Annotated in this window: 17 protein-coding genes; 15 read left to right on the top strand and 2 right to left on the bottom strand. The window is 42.6% G+C overall.

Features of this window, described 5'->3' with window-relative positions:
- Positions 1–420: 420 nt before the first annotated feature.
- From PROVRUST_RS16115 to PROVRUST_RS16105, 3 genes are all read left to right on the top strand, one after another.
- Positions 421–1,767, top strand: coding sequence for an NCS2 family permease (locus tag PROVRUST_RS16115; RefSeq protein ID WP_006815956.1), 1,347 nt, complete (start codon positions 421–423; stop codon positions 1,765–1,767).
- Between the two features lie 293 nt (positions 1,768–2,060).
- Positions 2,061–3,710, top strand: a complete 1,650-nt coding sequence (locus PROVRUST_RS16110) for a Na+/H+ antiporter (RefSeq protein WP_006815955.1) — start codon at positions 2,061–2,063, stop codon at positions 3,708–3,710.
- A gap of 68 nt (positions 3,711–3,778) precedes the next feature.
- Entirely contained in the window at positions 3,779–4,663 is an 885-nt protein-coding gene (locus PROVRUST_RS16105) for a carboxylate/amino acid/amine transporter (protein ID WP_006815954.1), read from the top strand.
- Here PROVRUST_RS16105 and metR read toward each other — a convergent pair.
- Complete coding sequence (gene metR, locus PROVRUST_RS16100) at positions 4,563–5,519, bottom strand: HTH-type transcriptional regulator MetR (protein WP_006815953.1); 957 nt, start codon at positions 5,517–5,519, stop codon at positions 4,563–4,565. The two genes, PROVRUST_RS16105 and metR, sit on opposite strands and share 101 nt — an antisense overlap.
- A gap of 108 nt (positions 5,520–5,627) precedes the next feature.
- On the opposite strand from metR, the gene metE reads away from it, so the two are divergent.
- The gene (gene metE, locus PROVRUST_RS16095) at positions 5,628–7,907 is read left to right on the top strand and encodes a 5-methyltetrahydropteroyltriglutamate--homocysteine S-methyltransferase (protein WP_006815952.1); all 2,280 of its coding nucleotides are present in this window, start codon (positions 5,628–5,630) and stop codon (positions 7,905–7,907) included.
- Between the two features lie 48 nt (positions 7,908–7,955).
- On the opposite strand, the gene PROVRUST_RS16090 is transcribed toward metE, so the two are convergent.
- On the bottom strand, positions 7,956–8,345 hold the full coding sequence (locus tag PROVRUST_RS16090) for a YidB family protein (RefSeq protein ID WP_006815951.1): 390 nt from the start codon (positions 8,343–8,345) through the stop codon (positions 7,956–7,958).
- A 365-nt stretch (positions 8,346–8,710) separates the two neighbouring features.
- Here PROVRUST_RS16090 and ltnD point away from each other — a divergent pair, with 365 nt between their 5' ends.
- From ltnD to rmuC, 11 genes are all read left to right on the top strand, one after another.
- Positions 8,711–9,607, top strand: a complete 897-nt coding sequence (ltnD, locus tag PROVRUST_RS16085; protein WP_006815950.1) for an L-threonate dehydrogenase — start codon at positions 8,711–8,713, stop codon at positions 9,605–9,607.
- Entirely contained in the window at positions 9,604–10,881 is a 1,278-nt protein-coding gene (gene otnK, locus PROVRUST_RS16080) for a 3-oxo-tetronate kinase (protein WP_006815949.1), read from the top strand. The genes ltnD and otnK overlap by 4 nt, the downstream gene beginning before the upstream one ends.
- A complete protein-coding gene (gene otnC, locus PROVRUST_RS16075; protein ID WP_006815948.1) occupies positions 10,874–11,518 on the top strand; it encodes a 3-oxo-tetronate 4-phosphate decarboxylase in 645 nt (214 codons plus the stop codon). The genes otnK and otnC overlap by 8 nt, the downstream gene beginning before the upstream one ends.
- A gap of 10 nt (positions 11,519–11,528) precedes the next feature.
- Entirely contained in the window at positions 11,529–12,308 is a 780-nt protein-coding gene (gene otnI, locus PROVRUST_RS16070) for a 2-oxo-tetronate isomerase (protein ID WP_006815947.1), read from the top strand.
- A gap of 9 nt (positions 12,309–12,317) precedes the next feature.
- Positions 12,318–13,085 carry a DeoR/GlpR family DNA-binding transcription regulator gene (locus PROVRUST_RS16065; protein ID WP_006815946.1) on the top strand — a complete coding sequence of 256 codons (768 nt, stop codon included), beginning with the start codon at positions 12,318–12,320 and terminating at the stop codon, positions 13,083–13,085.
- A 57-nt stretch (positions 13,086–13,142) separates the two neighbouring features.
- Positions 13,143–14,102: a D-erythronate dehydrogenase gene (denD, locus tag PROVRUST_RS16060; RefSeq protein WP_039855716.1), complete on the top strand. Its 960-nt coding sequence runs from the start codon at positions 13,143–13,145 to the stop codon at positions 14,100–14,102.
- 11 nt (positions 14,103–14,113) lie between these two features.
- Complete coding sequence (locus PROVRUST_RS16055) at positions 14,114–15,490, top strand: GntP family permease (protein WP_006815944.1); 1,377 nt, start codon at positions 14,114–14,116, stop codon at positions 15,488–15,490.
- A 268-nt stretch (positions 15,491–15,758) separates the two neighbouring features.
- On the top strand, positions 15,759–16,514 hold the full coding sequence (udp, locus tag PROVRUST_RS16050; protein WP_006815943.1) for a uridine phosphorylase: 756 nt from the start codon (positions 15,759–15,761) through the stop codon (positions 16,512–16,514).
- A gap of 294 nt (positions 16,515–16,808) precedes the next feature.
- On the top strand, positions 16,809–17,591 hold the full coding sequence (locus PROVRUST_RS16045; RefSeq protein ID WP_006815942.1) for a tyrosine-protein phosphatase: 783 nt from the start codon (positions 16,809–16,811) through the stop codon (positions 17,589–17,591).
- Positions 17,592–17,698: 107 nt separating this feature from the next.
- A complete protein-coding gene (locus PROVRUST_RS16040; protein ID WP_039855712.1) occupies positions 17,699–18,229 on the top strand; it encodes a DedA family protein in 531 nt (176 codons plus the stop codon).
- Between the two features lie 106 nt (positions 18,230–18,335).
- Positions 18,336–19,691 carry a DNA recombination protein RmuC gene (gene rmuC / locus PROVRUST_RS16035; RefSeq protein ID WP_006815940.1) on the top strand — a complete coding sequence of 452 codons (1,356 nt, stop codon included), beginning with the start codon at positions 18,336–18,338 and terminating at the stop codon, positions 19,689–19,691.
- Positions 19,692–19,721: the final 30 nt, after the last annotated feature.

Raw genomic sequence — 19,721 nt, 5'->3', positions numbered from 1 at the left:
TATTTAAATAAACAAATTTGGATTGAGAATACTAGCAAGATAATCAAAATTGTATTTAAACAAAGAGTATATAAGGAAGAATAATAAGTATATTTGCTTGTTTTTTGTGAGGGATAGTCGCGTTGTTTACGTTTTTAGTCGCTGTTATGGGCATCATAAAACACTTGATTAACCCACCGCTTTAGAACGATAATTACGCCCTTCACAATTTGCCGCATTTTATTCAAAAAGCCAAACGATTGCGCGCTGTATCCAGTACATGATTTTGTATCGAAAAATATGTCGGTTCAGTTAACTTTATTAAAAAAGTAATCGTTTACGTGGTTTTTAGTGAGTCGGTGAAAATAACTAGACAATAAAAATTGTATAGTAAAATTAGTGGCATAGATTACTTTCGAAAATTAATAATAGAGGTAGACCATGGCAAGCCAGCAGGCGTCATCCAATTGCAAGTTGGATTCATATTTTAAGATAACAGCGCGTGGCTCATCAGTACGCCGCGAAATCATTGCGGGATTAACAACATTTTTAGCGATGGTTTACTCGGTTATTGTCGTACCGGGTATGTTAGGACAAGCAGGTTTTCCTCCAACAGCGGTATTTATTGCAACCTGTTTAGTGGCAGGTTTCGGTTCCCTATTAATGGGCTTGTGGGCAAATCTGCCGATGGCGATTGGTTGTGCAATCTCATTAACAGCATTTACCGCGTTTAGTTTGGTTCTGGGTCAGCACATTAGTATTCCTGTGGCTTTAGGCGCAGTATTCTTAATGGGGTGCTTATTCACTCTTATCTCTGTAACAGGTATTCGTAGCTGGATTTTACGCAATATGCCAATGGGGGTTGCCCATGGTACGGGTATCGGCATCGGGTTATTTTTATTGTTGATCGCAGCAACCGGTGTGGGCTTAGTAATTAAAAACCCAAATGCCGGCTTGCCTGTGGCGTTGGGTGAATTTACCTCCTTTCCTGTTTTAATGTCACTGATTGGCTTAGCGGTTATTTTTGGCTTAGAGAAACGCCGTGTTCCAGGTGGAGTTTTATTGGTCATTATTGCCATTTCAATTATCGGTTTGATTTTTGATCCGGCAGTAAAATATCAAGGCTTTTTCAAGTTGCCATCACTGGGTGAAGATGGCTTGTCTCTGATGTTTAGTATGGACATCATGGGCGCATTACAGGCCGCGGTATTACCAAGCGTATTGGCGTTAGTGATGACGGCAGTTTTCGATGCGACGGGAACTATTCGTGCAGTTGCAGGACAAGCGAATCTGCTAGATAAAGACGGCCAAATTATTGATGGTGGAAAAGCATTAACTGCGGACTCAGTGAGTAGCATTTTTGCTGGTGCTATCGGGGCTTCTCCAGCAGCGGTATATATTGAATCCGCCGCAGGTACCGCAGCAGGTGGTCGTACAGGCTTAACCGCGGTTGTTGTTGGCGTTTTATTCTTATTTATCTTGTTCTTATCACCACTATCTTATTTGGTTCCAGCTTATGCAACGGCACCTGCGTTAATGTATGTTGGTTTGCTGATGCTGAGCAATGTGTCTAAGTTAGATTTTGACGATTTCGTTGATTCTATGTCTGGCTTACTGTGCGCAGTTTTCATCGTATTAACTTGTAATATTGTTACGGGCATCATGTTAGGTTTTGCTGCACTCGTTATCGGGCGTATTTTTGCTGGTGAATGGCGCAAGCTGAACATCGGAAGTGTTGTTATTGCGGTTCTTTTGGTAGCGTTTTATGCTGCGGGCTTAGCAATTTAAAGGTAATTCTAGTTATGGGGTGGCAGCATTTGCCACCCTTTAATGGATTATGGCGATTAATCTCAAAGTGCAAATTATTTTCCCGTCAGATAGCTGGTTGAGGATAGAATATAGATAAGGCTGTAAATTAGGTGAAATAACATGTATTCGGCTACTTACTGCCTTGATTGAAAACATCATGGTCTGGACGGTGCTATCTCTTACTATGCGGCGGCAGGCAAAATTTGGGCTATCGCGTTATACTTTAAGTTGCATTATTTAGGGTATGCATTGAGTCAATAAGTAAGGGCAACATGGAAATTTTCTTTACTATTCTTATTTTGATCTTGGCTGTCTCTGTTTCTGGCGTTGTGACGAAAGTCCTTCCCATCCGTATTCCCCTTCCTCTGATTCAAATCGCCATTGGTGCTTTATTAGCATGGCCTCAATTTGGGTTGCATGTCACTTTTGACCCTGAACTGTTTATGGTTCTGTTGATCCCGCCATTGCTGTTTGTTGACGGATGGAAAACCCCAACTCGCGAGTTTTTCCAAAATGGGCGGGAAATATTCATTTTAGTTTTGGTTTTAGTTCTTGTGACCGTTGTGGGGATTGGCTATTTAATTTATTGGTTGATGCCGGGTATTCCGTTAATTGCCGCGTTCGCATTGGCAGCGGTACTTTCACCAACGGATGCGGTTGCTTTATCCTCTATTGTCGGGAAAGGGCGCATTCCTAAGCGCATGATGAGTGTGCTGGAAGGTGAAGCATTAATGAATGATGCTTCAGGCCTAGTCGCACTAAAATTTGCGGTAGCCATTGCTATGGGAACCATGGTCTTCAGTGTATCTGAGGTCACTATTGAATTCTTTAAAGTAGCTGTCGGTGGCTTGCTAGCTGGGATTGCAGTTACTTGGCTATACAGTAAATCACTTCGTTTAATGAGCCGTTGGAGTGGGGATGATCCTGCGACTCAAATTGTTTTTATGTTACTGCTGCCATTTGCATCCTATATGATTGCAGAGCATATCGGTTTTTCTGGTATTTTAGCGGCAGTCGCCGCAGGTATGACAATTACAAAATCCGGCGTGATCCGCAATGCGCCTTTAGCTATGCGTTTACGAGCGGATAATGTGTGGTCGATGCTTGAATTCGTTTTCAACGGATTAGTCTTTATCATGCTCGGTTTACAATTGCCGGGGATCTGGGAAACGTCAGTTATTCAAGCTGAGTTAGACCCGAGCGTTGAAACGTGGATGCTGTTTGCGGCGGTAGTAATTATCTATTTTGCTTTGCTACTTTTACGCTTCTGCTGGCTGTGGCTGATGAAGAGATTCAGTCGGCTCTTTTTGAAGAAAAAGCCATTACAGTTTGCTAACTATACGGTTCGTGAATTATGGCTTGCCTCTTTTGCAGGCGTTCGTGGTGCGATTACTCTCGCCGGTGTGCTATCGGTGCCTTTATTCCTTACGGATGGGTCACCGTTCCCTGCTAGGTATCAGTTGGTATTTATTGCGGCAGGGGTCATTTTATTCTCTATCTTTGCTGGGGTAGTGGCTTTACCGCTGTTGCTACGAAACTTCCAAGTGGGTGATAAAGAAGCCGATATTAATGAGATCCGCATGGCTAAATCCGCAATGGCGGAAGTCGCCATTGTCAGCTTAAACAAAATGCAAGAGCGTTTATCTGCGGATGTTGAAGAGAAGTTGGATTCGGAAGATATTAATGAGGTGGCGACACGAGTCATCGGTTATTTACGACGCCGAACAGCAGGCCAAGATGAGATTGAGCATAATCTACTGATTGAAGATCTTGAGCGCCGCTTCCGCTTAACGGCACTGCGTGCTGAACGTGGTGAACTTTATCACTTACGTGCAACCCGTAAAATCAGCAATGAGACTCTGCAAAACTTGCTGATGGATTTGGATTTGCTAGAAGCAGTATTGATTGATAAAGAGCATTAAGCGGAAAAAACGCGTATTCTACTGAGCATTCTTGTGTGAAATATAATTGTGCTTGAGATTGAATAATAATGTGGCTACTGGTGATAACGACGCTGCTATGGGCAGCGTCTTTTAGTCTAATTGGGGAATACCTTGCAGGGCAGGTGGATAGCTGGTTATCTGTCTTAATTCGCGTTAGCCTTGCGGCCTTAGTCTTCCTTCCTTTTCTACGTTGGCGTAACTTCAGCGCTAAAGTCATTTTGCTGTACATGCTGGTGGGTGCTTGCCAACTGGGGATCATGTATTTCTTTGTTTTCCAAGCCTATAAATACCTTAGCGTTGCAGAGTTTTTACTCTTTACGGTATTAACACCGTTGTATGTGACATTGATTTATGACCTCTTAGAGCGTCAGCGCCTACGTAAAGGGTATTTATTTAGCTCTTTGCTGGCAGTAATTGGGGCGGCGATCATTCGTTATGACCATTTAAGTGAGTCATTCTGGTTAGGTTTATTATTTGTACAGCTCGCGAATATTTTCTTTGCGATTGGTCAGGTCGGCTATAAGCGCCTGATGGAAATACACCCTATTCCTCAGCATCAAGCTTTTTCGTGGTTTTATATTGGGGCAACATTGATTGCGCTGATTGGATGGTTACTATTTGGTAATAAAGCGTTAGTTCCAACCTCGAATGCACAGTGGATTGTGTTGTTATGGTTGGGGATAGCGGCGTCGGGAATTGGCTACTTTATGTGGAACTATGGTGCCACGAAAGTGGATGCCGGAACCCTTGCTATTATGAATAACATGATGGTTCCAGCTGGTTTATTAGTGAATTTTGCACTCTGGCAACAGCATCCTGATTGGCTAAGTTTTACCATAGGCTCGAGCCTGATAATTGCGTCTCTGTGGGTGCATAAGCGTTGGATCCTCGCACCGACTTCACGTAAGACAAATTCTCCACTGCGTGATTAGTCGCGGTATTGATAAATGTCTCAATCGCTGGCTGGCGCTGCTCCCCCTCACGGCATGCAGCGTACAGTCGGCTCCATAACCCACTGCCTAAGGTTTTTGTCTTAATTAATCCTTGTTTTTCAAAGGAGTCTACCGCCCAGTGAGGCAGTGCGGCAATGCCCATTTTAGCGGCCACCATCTGTATTAAAATCAGCGTGTTATCTACGGTTTTTACATTCGGTGAAATCCCCGCTGGTTGTAAAAAATGGCGCCAAATATCAAAGCGTTGACGCTGAACAGGATAAAGAAGCAAGGTATCATCAGCCAGATCCTGTGGCTCAATTAACGGTTTTTTTGCCAATGGATGGTCATTGGCAACCACTAATTTCACTTCATAATCAAACATTGGTGTGTAGTGTAGTTCTTGCTCTGGCAGGATATCTGAGGTCATGACGATATCGAGCTCCCTTGAGAGCAGCTCTGGCTGCGGCTCAAAAGTGACACCAGATTTAAAATCTACATTTACTTGCGGCCATGTTTGCCTAAATTGCTGTAAAGCCGGTGTTAGCCATTGGATGCAACTATGGCATTCAATCGCAATGCGCAGCGCACATACGCTGGGTTCATTACAGACACGAATGGCATCTTTTACCATTGGCAAAACTTTCTGTGCTAGCTGAAGCAGCACTTCTCCTTGCGGTGTAAAACGAACAGGTTGGCTTTTACGTATAAACAGTTTGTAGCCTAAGCGATGCTCTAAATCACTAAATTGGTGAGATAGCGCAGACTGAGTCTGATGCAGGTAGGTTGCGGTGGCGGCTAATGATCCGTGTTGGCTTAGCGCCTGCAACGTTTTTAAGTGTTTTAATTCGATCATGAGAAACCTTCAAGTTTGCGATGAATAATTTGCGCTTGTGCTTTATACAGTACCTGTTGATTATGGATGTGTAAACATCTAGACGGCTAAATATTTTAAGGGGTCAATATGTCTGTTATAAATCATATACTTGGTTTTCCACGTGTCGGACTGAAAAGAGAGTTAAAGCGTGCTCAAGAGGATTATTGGGCAGGCAAGATTGATCAACGTGCTCTTCTTGAAACGGGATATCAATTACGTGCTCGTCACTGGGAACAACAAAAAAATGCGGGCGTTGAACTGCTACCCGTTGGTGATTTTGCATGGTATGACCAAGTATTAACCACCAGTTTATTACTGGGGAACGTGCCGCCTCGCCATCAAAATGAAGATGGCTCTATCGATTTAGATACGTTATTCCGTGTAGCCCGCGGTCGTGCACCGACGGGGACGCCCGCAGCAGCGGGAGAAATGACGAAATGGTTCAACACTAATTACCACTATATCGTGCCAGAATTTCAACAAGGGCAAACATTCTCACTGTCATGGACGCAATTGTTTGATGAAGTGGACGAGGCGTTGGCATTAGGTCATAAAGTAAAACCCGTGTTGATTGGACCGATGACTTATTTATGGCTAGGTAAAGTAAAAGGGCCAGCTTTTGAGCGATTATCATTACTTAATGAATTACTTCCGGTATATCAGGAAATTTTGTCTCGTTTGGCACAAAAAGGTGTGGAATGGGTGCAAATTGATGAGCCTGCATTGGTGCTTGATTTACCGATTGAGTGGCAACAGGCTTATCTGCAAGCCTATCAGGCTCTATCAGGTAAAACTAAGTTACTACTGACCACTTATTTTGATGGTATTAGTCATCATCTGGATGTCATTAAGCAACTTCCTGTACAAGGTTTACATGTGGATGTTGTGGCTGGCAAAGATGATATTGAGAAACTGCATCAAGCTTTACCTGCCGATTGGGTATTGTCTCTCGGGCTGATTAATGGACGTAACGTGTGGAAAGGGGATCTTGGCGAGAAATTCCAACGTGTGAAGCCGTTACTTGGTCTACGTGAATTGTGGATTGGTTCATCATGTTCACTGTTGCATAGTCCAATCGACTTAAATAGTGAAACTCGCTTAGATGCGGAAGTGAAAAGCTGGTTTGCATTTGCGCTACAAAAATGTGAAGAGCTAGCCTTACTGACGAAAGTGCTGAACCAGCCTACGGCGGATAATATTGCCAAACTTGAAGCTTATAGCACGCCAATTCGTGCGCGTAAGACATCTTCTCGCGTCAATAATCTAACCGTTGCTCAACGCTTAGCCGCAATTCAACAGAATGATGTGGAGCGTGCTAGTGCATACGAAAGTAGAGCAGAGCGTCAGCGTCAACGCTTTAATTTACCATTATTGCCAACGACGACGATTGGCTCATTTCCTCAAACGAGTGAAATCAGAACGTTACGTTTAGATTTCAAAAAGGGAAATGTGGATAAACTGAGTTATCGCACCAACATTAGTGAACACATTAAGCAAGCCATTAAGGAACAAGAGATTTTAGATATTGATGTTTTGGTGCATGGAGAAGCCGAACGTAATGACATGGTGGAATATTTTGGGGAACATTTCGATGGCTATATTTTTACGCAAAATGGCTGGGTGCAAAGCTATGGCTCCCGTTGCGTAAAACCGCCTGTGATTATTGGTGACATTAGTCGCCCCGAAGCCATTACGGTTGAGTGGGCCAAATATGCACAATCCTTAACGGAAAAACCGGTCAAAGGGATGTTAACTGGCCCTGTCACGATATTGTGTTGGTCATTCCCTCGCGAGGATGTTAGCCGTGAAACTATCGCGAAGCAGATTGCATTAGCCTTACGTGATGAGGTGGATGATTTACAGAAGGCGGGAATTGGGATTATCCAAATTGATGAACCTGCGTTACGTGAAGGTCTACCATTACGCCGTGATGAGTGGGCAGAATATCTGACTTGGGCTGTGGATGCTTTTAAACTAAGCGCTGCTATCGCCGAAGATGACACGCAAATTCACACCCATATGTGTTATTGCGAGTTCAACGATATTATGGATTCTATTGCTGCGCTGGATGCGGATGTTATCACCATCGAAACTTCACGCTCTGATATGGATTTATTGGATGCATTTGAACACTTTGATTATCCAAATGAAATTGGGCCGGGGGTTTATGATATTCATTCACCAAACGTACCAAATGTGGAATGGATTGTGGCATTACTGCGCAAGGCTGCGAAACGTGTACCTGTGGAACGTTTATGGGTGAATCCTGATTGTGGATTAAAAACGCGAGGTTGGGAAGAAACTCGCCAAGCGTTAGCCAACATGGTGGAAGCCGCGAAAAAATTGAGAAATGAGTATCAGCGTTAATGAAGGAAGCAAAAGCCCACGAATGAGTGGGCTTTCATTATATAAAACTTAGCCAAACAGTTTTTGTTTAAGTAGATTCATGCCAATAGATGCTAAGTCAATATTCTCAGGTAAGACGCCATCTGGCGTTGCACCGTCGACTAATGTAGGCAGGTATTTAGCAACTAAATCAGATGTTTGTTGCGGGTCTAACCCGACATGCTGTGCTAATTCTTCAATTCCTAAATTGCCGAATACTTCAGTTAATTGGCTAGCATCAATCGGTAAATTTTCACCTTCACCAATCCACGATGCTGCAATATTGCCTAACCCCTCTTGGTTAAACTTATCGACCACACCTGAAAGCCCACCTTGGTTTTCAACCCAATCAATAACAGATTGAAACTGCTGCATTTTATCGCCAGCAACCAGACTTAACATTTGATCAAACAGACCCATTTAGATTCCTCGATAAGGTAATTATGTGCTCAATACAAAGTATGGAACATTTTATAAAAATTAATAGGCGGCTATTTTGAGTAATTTGTATCACACGTCAATGAAAATAAAGAATTAGGTGAGAATAAAAGTGGAGTGAAAAGCGCGATATTAGAAAAACAGTATAAAGATCACAAATTTTATCACATGACGTTGTGAATGTTGTTTGGTTGTCCTGTATTTAAAATGCCATTAAATATCAATATATTGATGTTTTTATTGTTGATTTTTATATTCTCGTCAATGTGATGATTGTCATATGTTTGTGAATTTTGTTATGTGAAAATTCACAACATTCACGAGAATTAACAATATCAGGGGTCACAATGAAAAATATTGGTGTTATTGGCCTTGGTTCCATGGGGATGGGGATAGCTCAGTCTCTTATAAGAAAAAATATTCCTACCTATGGATTCGATTTAAATCCACAAGCTTGCAATGCGTTACTTGAGTATGGCGCTAAAGCTGCTGGAGCCAGTGCAATTGAATTTGCTCAACAACTTGATGCGTTGCTGATGGTGGTCGTTAATGGTCGCCAAGTCGACAATATTCTATTTGGTGGAGAGAAGCCGCTGGTTGAGCAGCTTCGTCCAAATACCATTATTGTATTGCATAGCACCTTAGCCGCTGAGCAAACTAAAAATATTGCTGCGCGCCTTGCACCATATCAGTTACCGCTTGTTGATGCGCCTATCTCCGGTGGAGCCGTTAAGGCAGCTGAAGGTAAGTTAACAGTAATGGCATCCGGTGAGTCGCAGCTATTCGATCAACTTGCTCAGGTATTCGATGCAATTTCAGAGCGTTTATATCGCGTGGGCGATGAGGTTGGCTTAGGTTCTACAGTAAAAACTATCCATCAGCTTTTAGCGGGGGTGCATATTGCTGTAGCAGCTGAAAGTATGGCTCTTGCCGCTAAGGCAGGCATTAATTTGGATGTGATGTATGACATTGTTACCCATGCTGCGGGCAATTCATGGATGTTCGAAAACCGAATGCAGCACGTTCTTGATGGTGACTACACACCAAAATCCTCGGTTGATATCTTTGTGAAAGACCTTGGTTTAGTAATGGAAACAGGCAAAGCATTGAATTTTCCATTACCTCTAGCAGCAACAGCACATCAAATGTTTATTTCAGCCAGTAATGAAGGTTTTGGCTTACAGGATGATAGTGCGGTGATTAAAACCTTTAAAGGCATTACTTTACCGGAGAAAAAGGCATGACAGTGAAATTAGGTGTGATTGCTGATGATTTTACCGGAGCCACCGATATCGCAGGTTTCATGGTTCAAAATGGCTGGAAAGTGGTTCAGTTACTGAATGAACCCACTGAGCATACCCAAGTACCACACAATGTGGATGCAATTGTTATCAGTCTAAAAAGTCGTTCTTGCCCAGTAGATGAAGCGGTAAATGCGTCGGTAAATGCGTGTGATTGGTTGAAGAATAAAGCGAATTGCCAGCAAGTATTTTTTAAATATTGTTCTACGTTTGATTCAACGGAAAAAGGCAATATTGGCCCTGTGACTGACGCGCTAATGAAGCAACTTGGTACCGACTTAGCGTTAGTTTGCCCTGCTTTACCCGTAAATGGTCGTACCGTTGTGCATGGTCATTTGTTTGTTAATGGGCAGCTACTTAATGAAAGTGGCATGCAGCATCATCCTGTGACGCCAATGACAGATGCAAATCTGATGAGAGTGATGGAAAAGCAGTCATCAGGAAAAGCAGGACTGATCAAATTAGTGGATGTTCAAGCAGGAAGTGCGGCAATTAAAGAACAATTAGATTCGTTACGTCAGCAAGGTGTGAGTTATGCCGTCGTTGACACGCTGACGATGGATGACTTACTGCCAATTGCTCAAGCGACTAAGTCAATGCCGTTATTAACAGGAGGGTCGGGTTTAGGTGCTGCAATAGCCAATATTGATAGTCAATCAACTTGGGGGGCAGGAATAAGCCATGGTAGCAAACCTACTGGGCAACATCGTAAAACGGTGATTTTGTCAGGTAGTTGCTCGTTAATGACTAACAAGCAAGTACAACATTACCTTCAAGTTGCGCCAAGTAAGGCTTTGGATGTTGGTGAGTGCTTGAATAACCTAGAGTATGCGAAATCACTGGCAGCATGGGTTATGTCCCAGAAAACAACGGGTTTAGCCCCTTTGCTATATGCGACTCAATCACCAGAGCTATTGAAGCAAACTCAAGAAAAATACGGTGCATCTCAATCCAGTTTAGCGGTAGAAAACGTCTTTGGTGATGTGGTCAAGTTACTCGAAGAACAAGGCTATAACACGTTCATTATTGCTGGTGGAGAAACCTCAGGAAAAGTGGTTCAAAGCCTTGGGACTGAACAATTAAGTATTGGTTCGCCTATCGCACCGGGAGTGCCATGGGTACAGGATTTAGCAAATGGTAACTGGTTAGCACTGAAATCCGGAAATTTCGGTCAGGAAAATTTTTTCCAGTTAGCACAGGAGATGTTTAATGAGTAGTCACGAACAGACGCTACGCCAAGAGCTAGTCGATTGGGCTAAATCGATGTTTAACCGAGGCTACAGCAGTGGTGGTGCAGGCAATATTAGTGCTCGTTTACCTGATGGTTGCATTATTGTCACGCCAACCAATTCAAGCTTTGGCGACCTTGTTCCCGAGCGCCTGAGTAAGCTTGATGCGCAAGGAAATTGGATTGATGGTGATAAGCCCACAAAAGAAGTTTCCATGCATATGGCGATGTATTTGCAGCGTCCAGATTGCCAAGCCGTGGTGCATCTTCATTCACCTTGGCTAACGGCGCTATCCTGTTTACCTAACTTGGATGCAACAAATTGCCTACCACCGATTACACCGTATTACGTGATGCGCGTAGGAAAATTACCGCTCATTGAATATTTACCTCCAGGGGACGATCGCATTGGAGAGGAAATTGCAAAATTGGCACCTAATCATAATGCCGTTTTGTTATCTAACCATGGTCCTGTTGTGGGTGGGAAAACCTTAAGACAAGCATTTTTTAATGCTGAAGAATTAGAAGATACGGCACGCTTGTATATCACATTGCGTCCACATGGTTTTACCACGCTAACGCCAGAGCAAGTTCAAGAGCTCGAAAGCCGTTATCCACAGAAATGAGGGCATAGAAATGGCTAAATTTGCAGCAAATCTCAGTATGATGTTTAACGAAGTTCCATTTATGCAACGTTTTGAACGTGCAGCTAATGCTGGCTTTACGGGTGTTGAGTATCTTTTTCCTTATGAAGAAGATGCAGAGGCTATCGCCGCCGAACTTAAAAAACATCATTTAACCCAAGCTCTGTTTAATATGCCAGCCGGAAACTGGGGGGCAGGGGAGCGAGGGATGGCATCAATTCCGGGTCGTGAAGATGAATTCGCTCAAGGCGTTCAAACGGCACTGAAATATGCCAATGCACTCGGCTGCAAGCAAGTCCATGCTATGGCTGGAAAAATGAATGAAAAATTCACGCCAGAACAGCAAAAAGCCTGTTTTATTCAGAATATTCAATATGCTGCTGATGTGATGGCGGAGCATGGAATTCGTGTACTTATCGAGCCAATTAATACTCGTGATATGCCGGGGTATTTTTTAACAACTCAAAAGCAAGCAGAGTCACTATTACCCGAAATTGATCGCGATAACGTCTTTATTCAGTTGGATTTATATCACTGCCAAATTATGGAGGGTGATTTATTGAAAACAATTGAGCGTCTATGGGGTAAATTTAGTCATATTCAGATAGCGTCAGTTCCTTTTCGTCATGAGCCTGATAGCGGTGAAGTCAATTATCCATGGATTTTCAATCAATTAGATGAAATGGGATATGAAGGTTGGCTTGGATGTGAATATCATCCCGCAGGGCGTACAGAAGATGGTTTGGGCTGGCTAAAGCAAGCTAATCTCTAGGAGAACCTTATGATCCCTTCCGAACGTCGTGATTTTATTTATCGTTATGTCTATGAACATCAGACTGTGTCTATTGGTGACTTGGTCGAGTTAATGAATGTATCTCACATGACGGTAAGACGCGATATTCGCATGCTGGAGGAAGAGGGTAAGGTCATCGGGATTAGTGGTGGTGTGAAACTTAATGACGCATTACGCCAAGAGCTCCCATGGAGTGAGAAAGCAAGATTACATCATCGAACTAAGCGTGAAATAGGGCAATTCTCCAGCTCATTAGTTGAAGACGGTCAAGTGGTTTATCTCGATGCAGGAACCACCACGTTTGAAATCGCGAAAGTGTTAGGAGAGCGTTTTAATTTAACGATAGTGACGAACGATTTTTCCATCATGCAGTATCTGATGAATAAATCGCAGCTCAACTTGTATCACACGGGTGGACAAGTGGATAAGCGTAATCATTCTTGCGTGGGAAATACTGCCGCATCGATGTTACGAACACTGAATGTGGATATTGCTTTTATTAGCACCAGTTCATGGGATTTACTCCATGGGGTATCAACTCCACATGAAGAAAAGGTGCAAATTAAACAGACATTACTTGATGTTGCTCGCCGTTGTGTACTCGTTTCAGATAGCAGTAAATTCGGTAAATATGGCATGTTCCGTGTTTGCCCATTAGATCAGTTGCACGACATTATTTGTGATAACCAACTGCCTGCTGATGTTGTGCAGCAGATAATCGAAAAAAATATAAAACTTCATTTAATAAATACATAAAAAAACATCTTACCTAGTGATGCATAGCTCTTAAGAGTTATAGCAAGGAGAATGACAATGAAAGTTATTATTACTGGTGGCGCAGGTTTTCTGGGCCAGCAGCTAGCCGCTGCTTTGCTTAAAAATAACCAAGGATTAAAATTTAACCAACTTATTCTAGTGGATATTCAATGCCCTACATCGCCTATTGAAGATCCTCGAGTAAGTTGTATCGCATTAGATTTAACTCAATCTGGCGCTGCAGATAAATTAATTGATGCTGAAACTGATGTTATTTTCCATCTTGCCGCCATTGTTAGTAGTCATGCAGAAAGTGATTTTGATTTAGGTATGAAGGTGAACTTTGAAGCAACTCGCCAGTTGCTGGAAGTTGCTCGTGCAAAAAATCCAGCAATCAAATTCTTATTCACTAGCTCACTGGCAGTATTTGGTGGTGAATTGCCGGATGTGATTACTGACTTATGCGTTGTTAATCCGCAGTCATCTTACGGCGCTCAAAAAGCCATGTGCGAACTGATGGTGAATGATTACTCACGCAAAGGTTATGTTGATGGGCGGGTGATGCGTTTACCAACAATCAGTATTCGTCCTGGAGTTCCTAATAAAGCCGCTTCTTCTTTCGCTAGCGGCATTATTCGTGAGCCATTAAATGGCATCGAAAGTGTTTGCCCTGTTTCTCCTAACTTAGCTCTATGGCTATCAAGTCCTGAAACGGTCATTAGTAACTTTATCCATGCAGTCAGTATTCCTGCTCAACAATTTGGTCAATCTCGCACCGTTAATTTGCCGGGAATTACCGTTACGGTACAGGATATGATTGACGCACTGCGTGATGTTGCTGGGCAAAAAGCGGTGGATTTAATCCGTTTTGAGCCAGATGAAGCAATTAATCGTATTGTGGCAAGCTGGCCGGGTAAATTCGATATTACCCGTGCTTTGAGCTTGGGGTTCCGCGCGGATGGATCATTCAGTGATGGGATCCGTTCGTTCATTAAGCATCATGGCTCGGCCAAATAGGAGATTAAATAATGTCCTATATTCCTATTATTGGCCTAGCGGTGGCCATATTTGTCCTTATTTTCTTAGTATTACGTACGCGTGTACACGCACTGTTAGCGATGTTGATCGCTGCAGCCATTGCTGGGATTTCGGGGGGATTAACGGCTGCGGAAACGGTTACCGTGATTACAAAGGGTTTTGGTTCAACTCTTGGTAGCATTGGTATTGTTATCGGTCTTGGGGTCATGATGGGAAGAGTGCTGGAAGTTTCCGGCGCTGCTGAGCAGATAGCCTACAGTTTTATTAAATGGTTGGGTAAAAAACGTGAGGAATGGGCGCTGGCAATTACCGGTTATATCGTCAGTATCCCTATTTTCGTCGACTCCGCTTTTGTTATTTTATACCCACTAGCAAAAGCATTAGCTAAGAATGGAAAGCGCAGTATATTAACGCTTGGGGTTGCATTAGCGGGTGGCTTAGTTGTCACGCATCATACAGTGCCACCCACTCCGGGTCCTTTGGGTGTTGCGGGTATTTTTGGTGTTGATGTTGGTGCGATGATTCTAGCAGGTATGGCGCTGGCTATTCCTTGCGTTATTGGTATTGTTTTCTATGCAAAATGGTTAGGCAAAAAATACCCAGAATTTATTCCAGATGAAACGGGTAATGATGATTTAAAAGACGTGCATGCTCGTTATATGGAAGAAAAAGCTAACAAACCATTACCCAGCTTATTCTTATCATTATTACCGATCATTACACCAATTCTGTTAATTTTTATTAATGCCATCAACGGATTATTACTAAAAACTTCAACATTCCAAGGTATGGATGACAATTGGTATTTCCAATCATTCCAATTCTTGGGGGCACCAATAATCGCGCTTTCTATCAGTGTACTGATTTCAGTTTATACATTGATGCCAAAAGCTTCTAAAGAAGAAGTCATTGACCGCATGGAAGAAGGTTTGCAGGCGGCGGGAATTATTCTTTTAGTCACGGGGGCTGGTGGGGCATTAGGCGCAGTTTTACGTGATAGTGGAACAGGCAATATTTTGGCGGAGCATGTGGCAAACCTGCCAATTACGCCAGTATTGATTCCATTTATTATCGCAACATTAGTGCGTTTAATTCAGGGATCTGGAACGGTTGCAATGATTACCGCGGCATCTATTTCAGCACCGATTATTAGTGAAATACCGGATATTAACTTATTAGTTGCTGCCCAAGCGGCAACGATGGGATCGCTGTTCTTCGGTTATTTTAACGACAGCCTTTACTGGGTTGTGAACAGAATGATGGGGATTAAGGACGTTAAGCAACAAATGATTGTTTGGTCTATTCCAACCACAATAGCTTGGGGTATCGGATTGATTGGTGTTCTGATCCTTGATGTTGTGCTCTGATTTTACAAGATATTTCTATTCAGCCTATCTAAAGCGCCCTTATGGGCGCTTTTTTTCGATAATCGCATGCATTCATCTATACTGGTTGTATCTCATTCTTGGGCTTAAAGTTTTGCAGCCTTTTTTATGATCAAGATCTCGTTTTACTGAAAATGAATCAGTTGCGTTTTCATTAAAAGAGACATTCATCACTAAATGAGTCCGTATTAAACGCTATATTAACCCTAATGTACTAATTCAATGATGCCATTGTGTAAAGGAGTTTTATATGTCTGACGTTTTCCACTTAGGTTTAAAAAAGAGTGACTTACAGGGCGCTACTGTTGCAATTGTTCCTGGGGATCCTAACCGTGTTGAAAAAATTGCACGTCTGATGGATAACCCTGTACATCTTGCTTCATTACGTGAATTTACGTCATGGCGTGGTGAGCTTGATGGAAAAGCGGTTATTGTTTGCTCTACGGGTATCGGTGGCCCATCAACGTCTATCGCAGTTGAAGAGTTAGCTCAACTGGGTATCCGCACGTTCTTGCGTATTGGTACAACTGGCGCCATTCAAGAAAATATCAATGTTGGTGATGTACTCGTTACCACTGGTGCGGTGCGTTTAGATGGTGCTAGCCAGCATTTTGCACCAATCGAATTCCCTGCGGTTGCTGATTTCACCTGTACTAATGCATTGTACGCAGCAGCGAAAGATGCGGGAGCGACAGTTCACGTAGGTGTTACCGCATCTTCAGATACTTTCTACCCAGGTCAAGAGCGTTATGATACCTACACTGGTCGTGTTATGCGCCATTTCAGAGGCTCGATGAAAGAGTGGCAAGATATGGGCGTGATGAACTATGAAATGGAATCTGCAACACTGTTAACAATGTGTGCAAGCCAAGGTTTACGTGCAGGTATGGTTGCTGGTGTGATTGTGAACCGTACTCAGCAAGAAATTCCAAATGAAGCATTACTGAAAAAGACAGAAGGCAACGTATTGAGCATTGTTGTTGAAGCTGCTCGTCGCCTCCTCTAGTTTTCTAATTAACTGACCCGCTTACTTATTTCACTCGGTTGTGGATAACGAGTAAGCGGGTTTAGTTATCTATTTACGTTATCAGAACGCGTTTTTTTCTTGGAACTCATACCTCGTCGCTTTATTAAAACCCTATTTCTTTTCTCATTTTTTCTTATTCACTTAGTCGATGAATCTGTTATTGTCTTTTTAATCAGACTCACAAAAACTCCTTAACTTACTCAAATTATAGGTAATTGCCTTAACTCTCTTACTTGTTAATTTGGTTGGTATAGGAATGGAAAGGGAAAATACATGTCAACAAAACCTTACCTTCATCCTTCTGTACTTCCTTTAAAGGGAGGGATAAATTTTCGTGATTTAGGCGGCAAGAAGTTAGCAAATGGTGGGAAAATTAAGCCTGGAGTACTGTTTCGCTCGGGGGCTCTCGACCGCTTAACGCAAGATGACGAGAAAGTTTTACAGTCACAAAATCTATTTCAAATCATTGATTATCGAGATGAAGCTGAAATCATAGATAAGCCAGATATCGTCTGGAACGGTGCCCATTATGTTCATGCACCGGCAAATCCATTGGCAAAAGAAGTGAGTGCAAATTTAGACAAACTAACGCCGGAAGTGCTAGAACAGTTTGATCCTCAATCCTTTATGTTCCGCCTTTATGAATTGCTACCGCTTAATAATGCGGCTTATCATCAGTTAGTCAGTATGTTGAAACAGCCTGAAAAGGGTGGGCTGGTGCAACACTGTGCAGTGGGGAAAGATCGTACAGGAATTGGTTCTGCATTAGTCTTATTTGCACTTGGGGCCGATGTAAATACGGTTATGGACGATTATTTATTAACCAATGAAACATTGGCTCCATTCCGTAATCACCTACTAGAAGAATTTTCAAAAACCATGAGCGAAAATGTGCTGAAAAAATTCGAGTATATTTTTTCTGTACGTGAAGAATTTTTACTCACCGCGTTGAAAAGTATCGATACAAATTATGGTAATGTGGACAAGTGGTTAGAAAAAGATTTTGGGCTAGATAGTGCCCAACGAAGCGTGCTACAGAGCCATTTTCTCGAATAATACTGTCTGATTATTTCAAGTTGCAACCCTGCGGTTTCGTTGCAACTTTATTTATTTCAATTCACTATAATAATATTATCAAACTAATTAGTGATAGGACATCGCCTTTGACCCTCAATGAAATCGTTACTCTCATCACGGATTTTACACGCGAGCATGAAGTGTGGGCGTGGCCTATCATTTTCTTTCTCGCTTTTGGTGAATCTCTCGCTTTTTTATCTTTATTATTGCCCGCAACGGTTATTTTACTGGGGTTAGGGGCATTGATAGGTGAGAGTGAAATTGCCTTTTTCCCAATTTGGATCGCCGCAGCATTAGGGGCTTTCTTTGGGGACTGGGTATCATATTGGTTTGGTTTTCACTACAAAGACAAAGTGCGTGAGATGTGGCCACTTTCCCGTAACCCTGAAATGATTGATAAAGGACATCGCTTCTTTGAGCGTTGGGGTGTTTGGGGAATATTCTTTGGTCGTTTCTTTGGCCCTATTCGGGCTGTTATCCCCCTTGTTGCGGGTATTTGTGAAATGCCACAACGTTATTTTCAGTTGGCGAATATGGGCTCTGCGATGGTGTGGGCTTTTGGGATCCTCGCTCCGGGGGCTTTAGGGATTCGCTGGTTTGCGAGTTGGATGGGATAAGCTGCGAAGCGGCTCGCAAAAAAGTCGCAGTATAGTGATTTCCCTCTGGACACTTATACAGTATCCCATTACCTTACTCTAGGTTCTGTAAAGTAAGGGTTTAACTGTGGATACCTCTCTTTTATATGCAATTATTGGCGCCTTGAGTGGCATTTTGACTGGTGGTTTAGCGGTCTGGTTTTCTATTGCTCAAAAAGTAGTCGTAAAGGAGAGAGAGTTACAAGAAGCTTATCGTCAAATAGCGGTCAGTGATGAAAAAAACAGTCATCTCGCTCAATGGAAAGATGAGTGTGACCGATTGGATCAAGAACTCAGAACACAGCGAGATATTAATCGTGAGCAAGAAGCCGAATTACGGGAAGTCATGACCCGCTTCGAACAAAGCCAACTAGCGAATGAAGAAAAACAACGCATACTACAAAATAGTGAACAGCGTCTCACTGCACAATTTGAAAACCTAGCTAATCGTATTTTTGAACAAAATGAGCGCAGGGCATCAGAACAACATCAAAAAAATTTAATGGCCATGTTGTCACCTTTTCGTGAGCAATTGGAAGGTTTTCGCCAACAAGTCCAGCAAAGTTATGGTGAAGAAGCCAAAGAGCGCCATACTCTGGCTTATGAAATTCGCCAACTTCAACAACTGAATAATCAAATGACCAAAGAGGCGATAAACCTGACTCGCGCACTCAAAGGCGATAATAAAATTCAGGGAAATTGGGGTGAAACAATTCTAACCCGTATCTTAGAAGTTTCTGGTCTACGTCAAGGAAGTGAGTTTGAAACGCAAGTTAGTATAAATACTGGCTATAATAGTCGATATCAACCGGATGTGATTATCCATCTTCCAGAGGGTAAAGATGTTGTTGTCGATGCGAAAATGTCATTGGTCGCGTATGAACATTATTTTAACAGTGACGATCCTGAGCAACAAAAACAAGGGATTAAAGATCATGTGGCATCAATTCGTAACCACATGAAAATGCTAAGTCGTAAAGACTACCACCAATTACCGGGTGTACGTTCACTGGATTATGTTTTGATGTTTATTCCCATTGAACCAGCGTATTTGCTGGCGCTGAAAGAGGCGCCTGAGCTACTTGATGAAGGGTTGAAACTGAATATTATGTTGGTTTGCCCATCCACATTATTAGTGGCAGTACGCACAATTAATAATTTATGGCGCTATGAACGGCAAGAGCAAAATGCACAAGAGATCGCAGATAGAGCAGCTAAAATGTACGACAAGCTACGCTTATTTGTTGATGACATGCAAGTTTTGGGCTCTAGCCTAGATAAAGCCAATAATACTTATCTATCAGCGATGAAACGTCTTGCTGATGGGCGAGGTAATTTACTCGCTCAGGCGGAAAGTTTTAAAGAGTTAGGCGTAGAAGTAAAGCAGTCTATAGACACTCAACTCATTGAGCGAGCTCAGAAGTCTAATTGTGCGGAATCTTAGACTTCTAATAGGGTTTTACCTCAAAGGCTG

It is taken from the genome of Providencia rustigianii DSM 4541 (assembly GCF_000156395.1).
GTDB classification, from domain to species: Bacteria; Pseudomonadota; Gammaproteobacteria; order Enterobacterales; family Enterobacteriaceae; genus Providencia; species Providencia rustigianii.
Note: the sequence above shows the minus strand (reverse complement) of the source record. Positions and strands in the feature narration are given on the sequence as shown.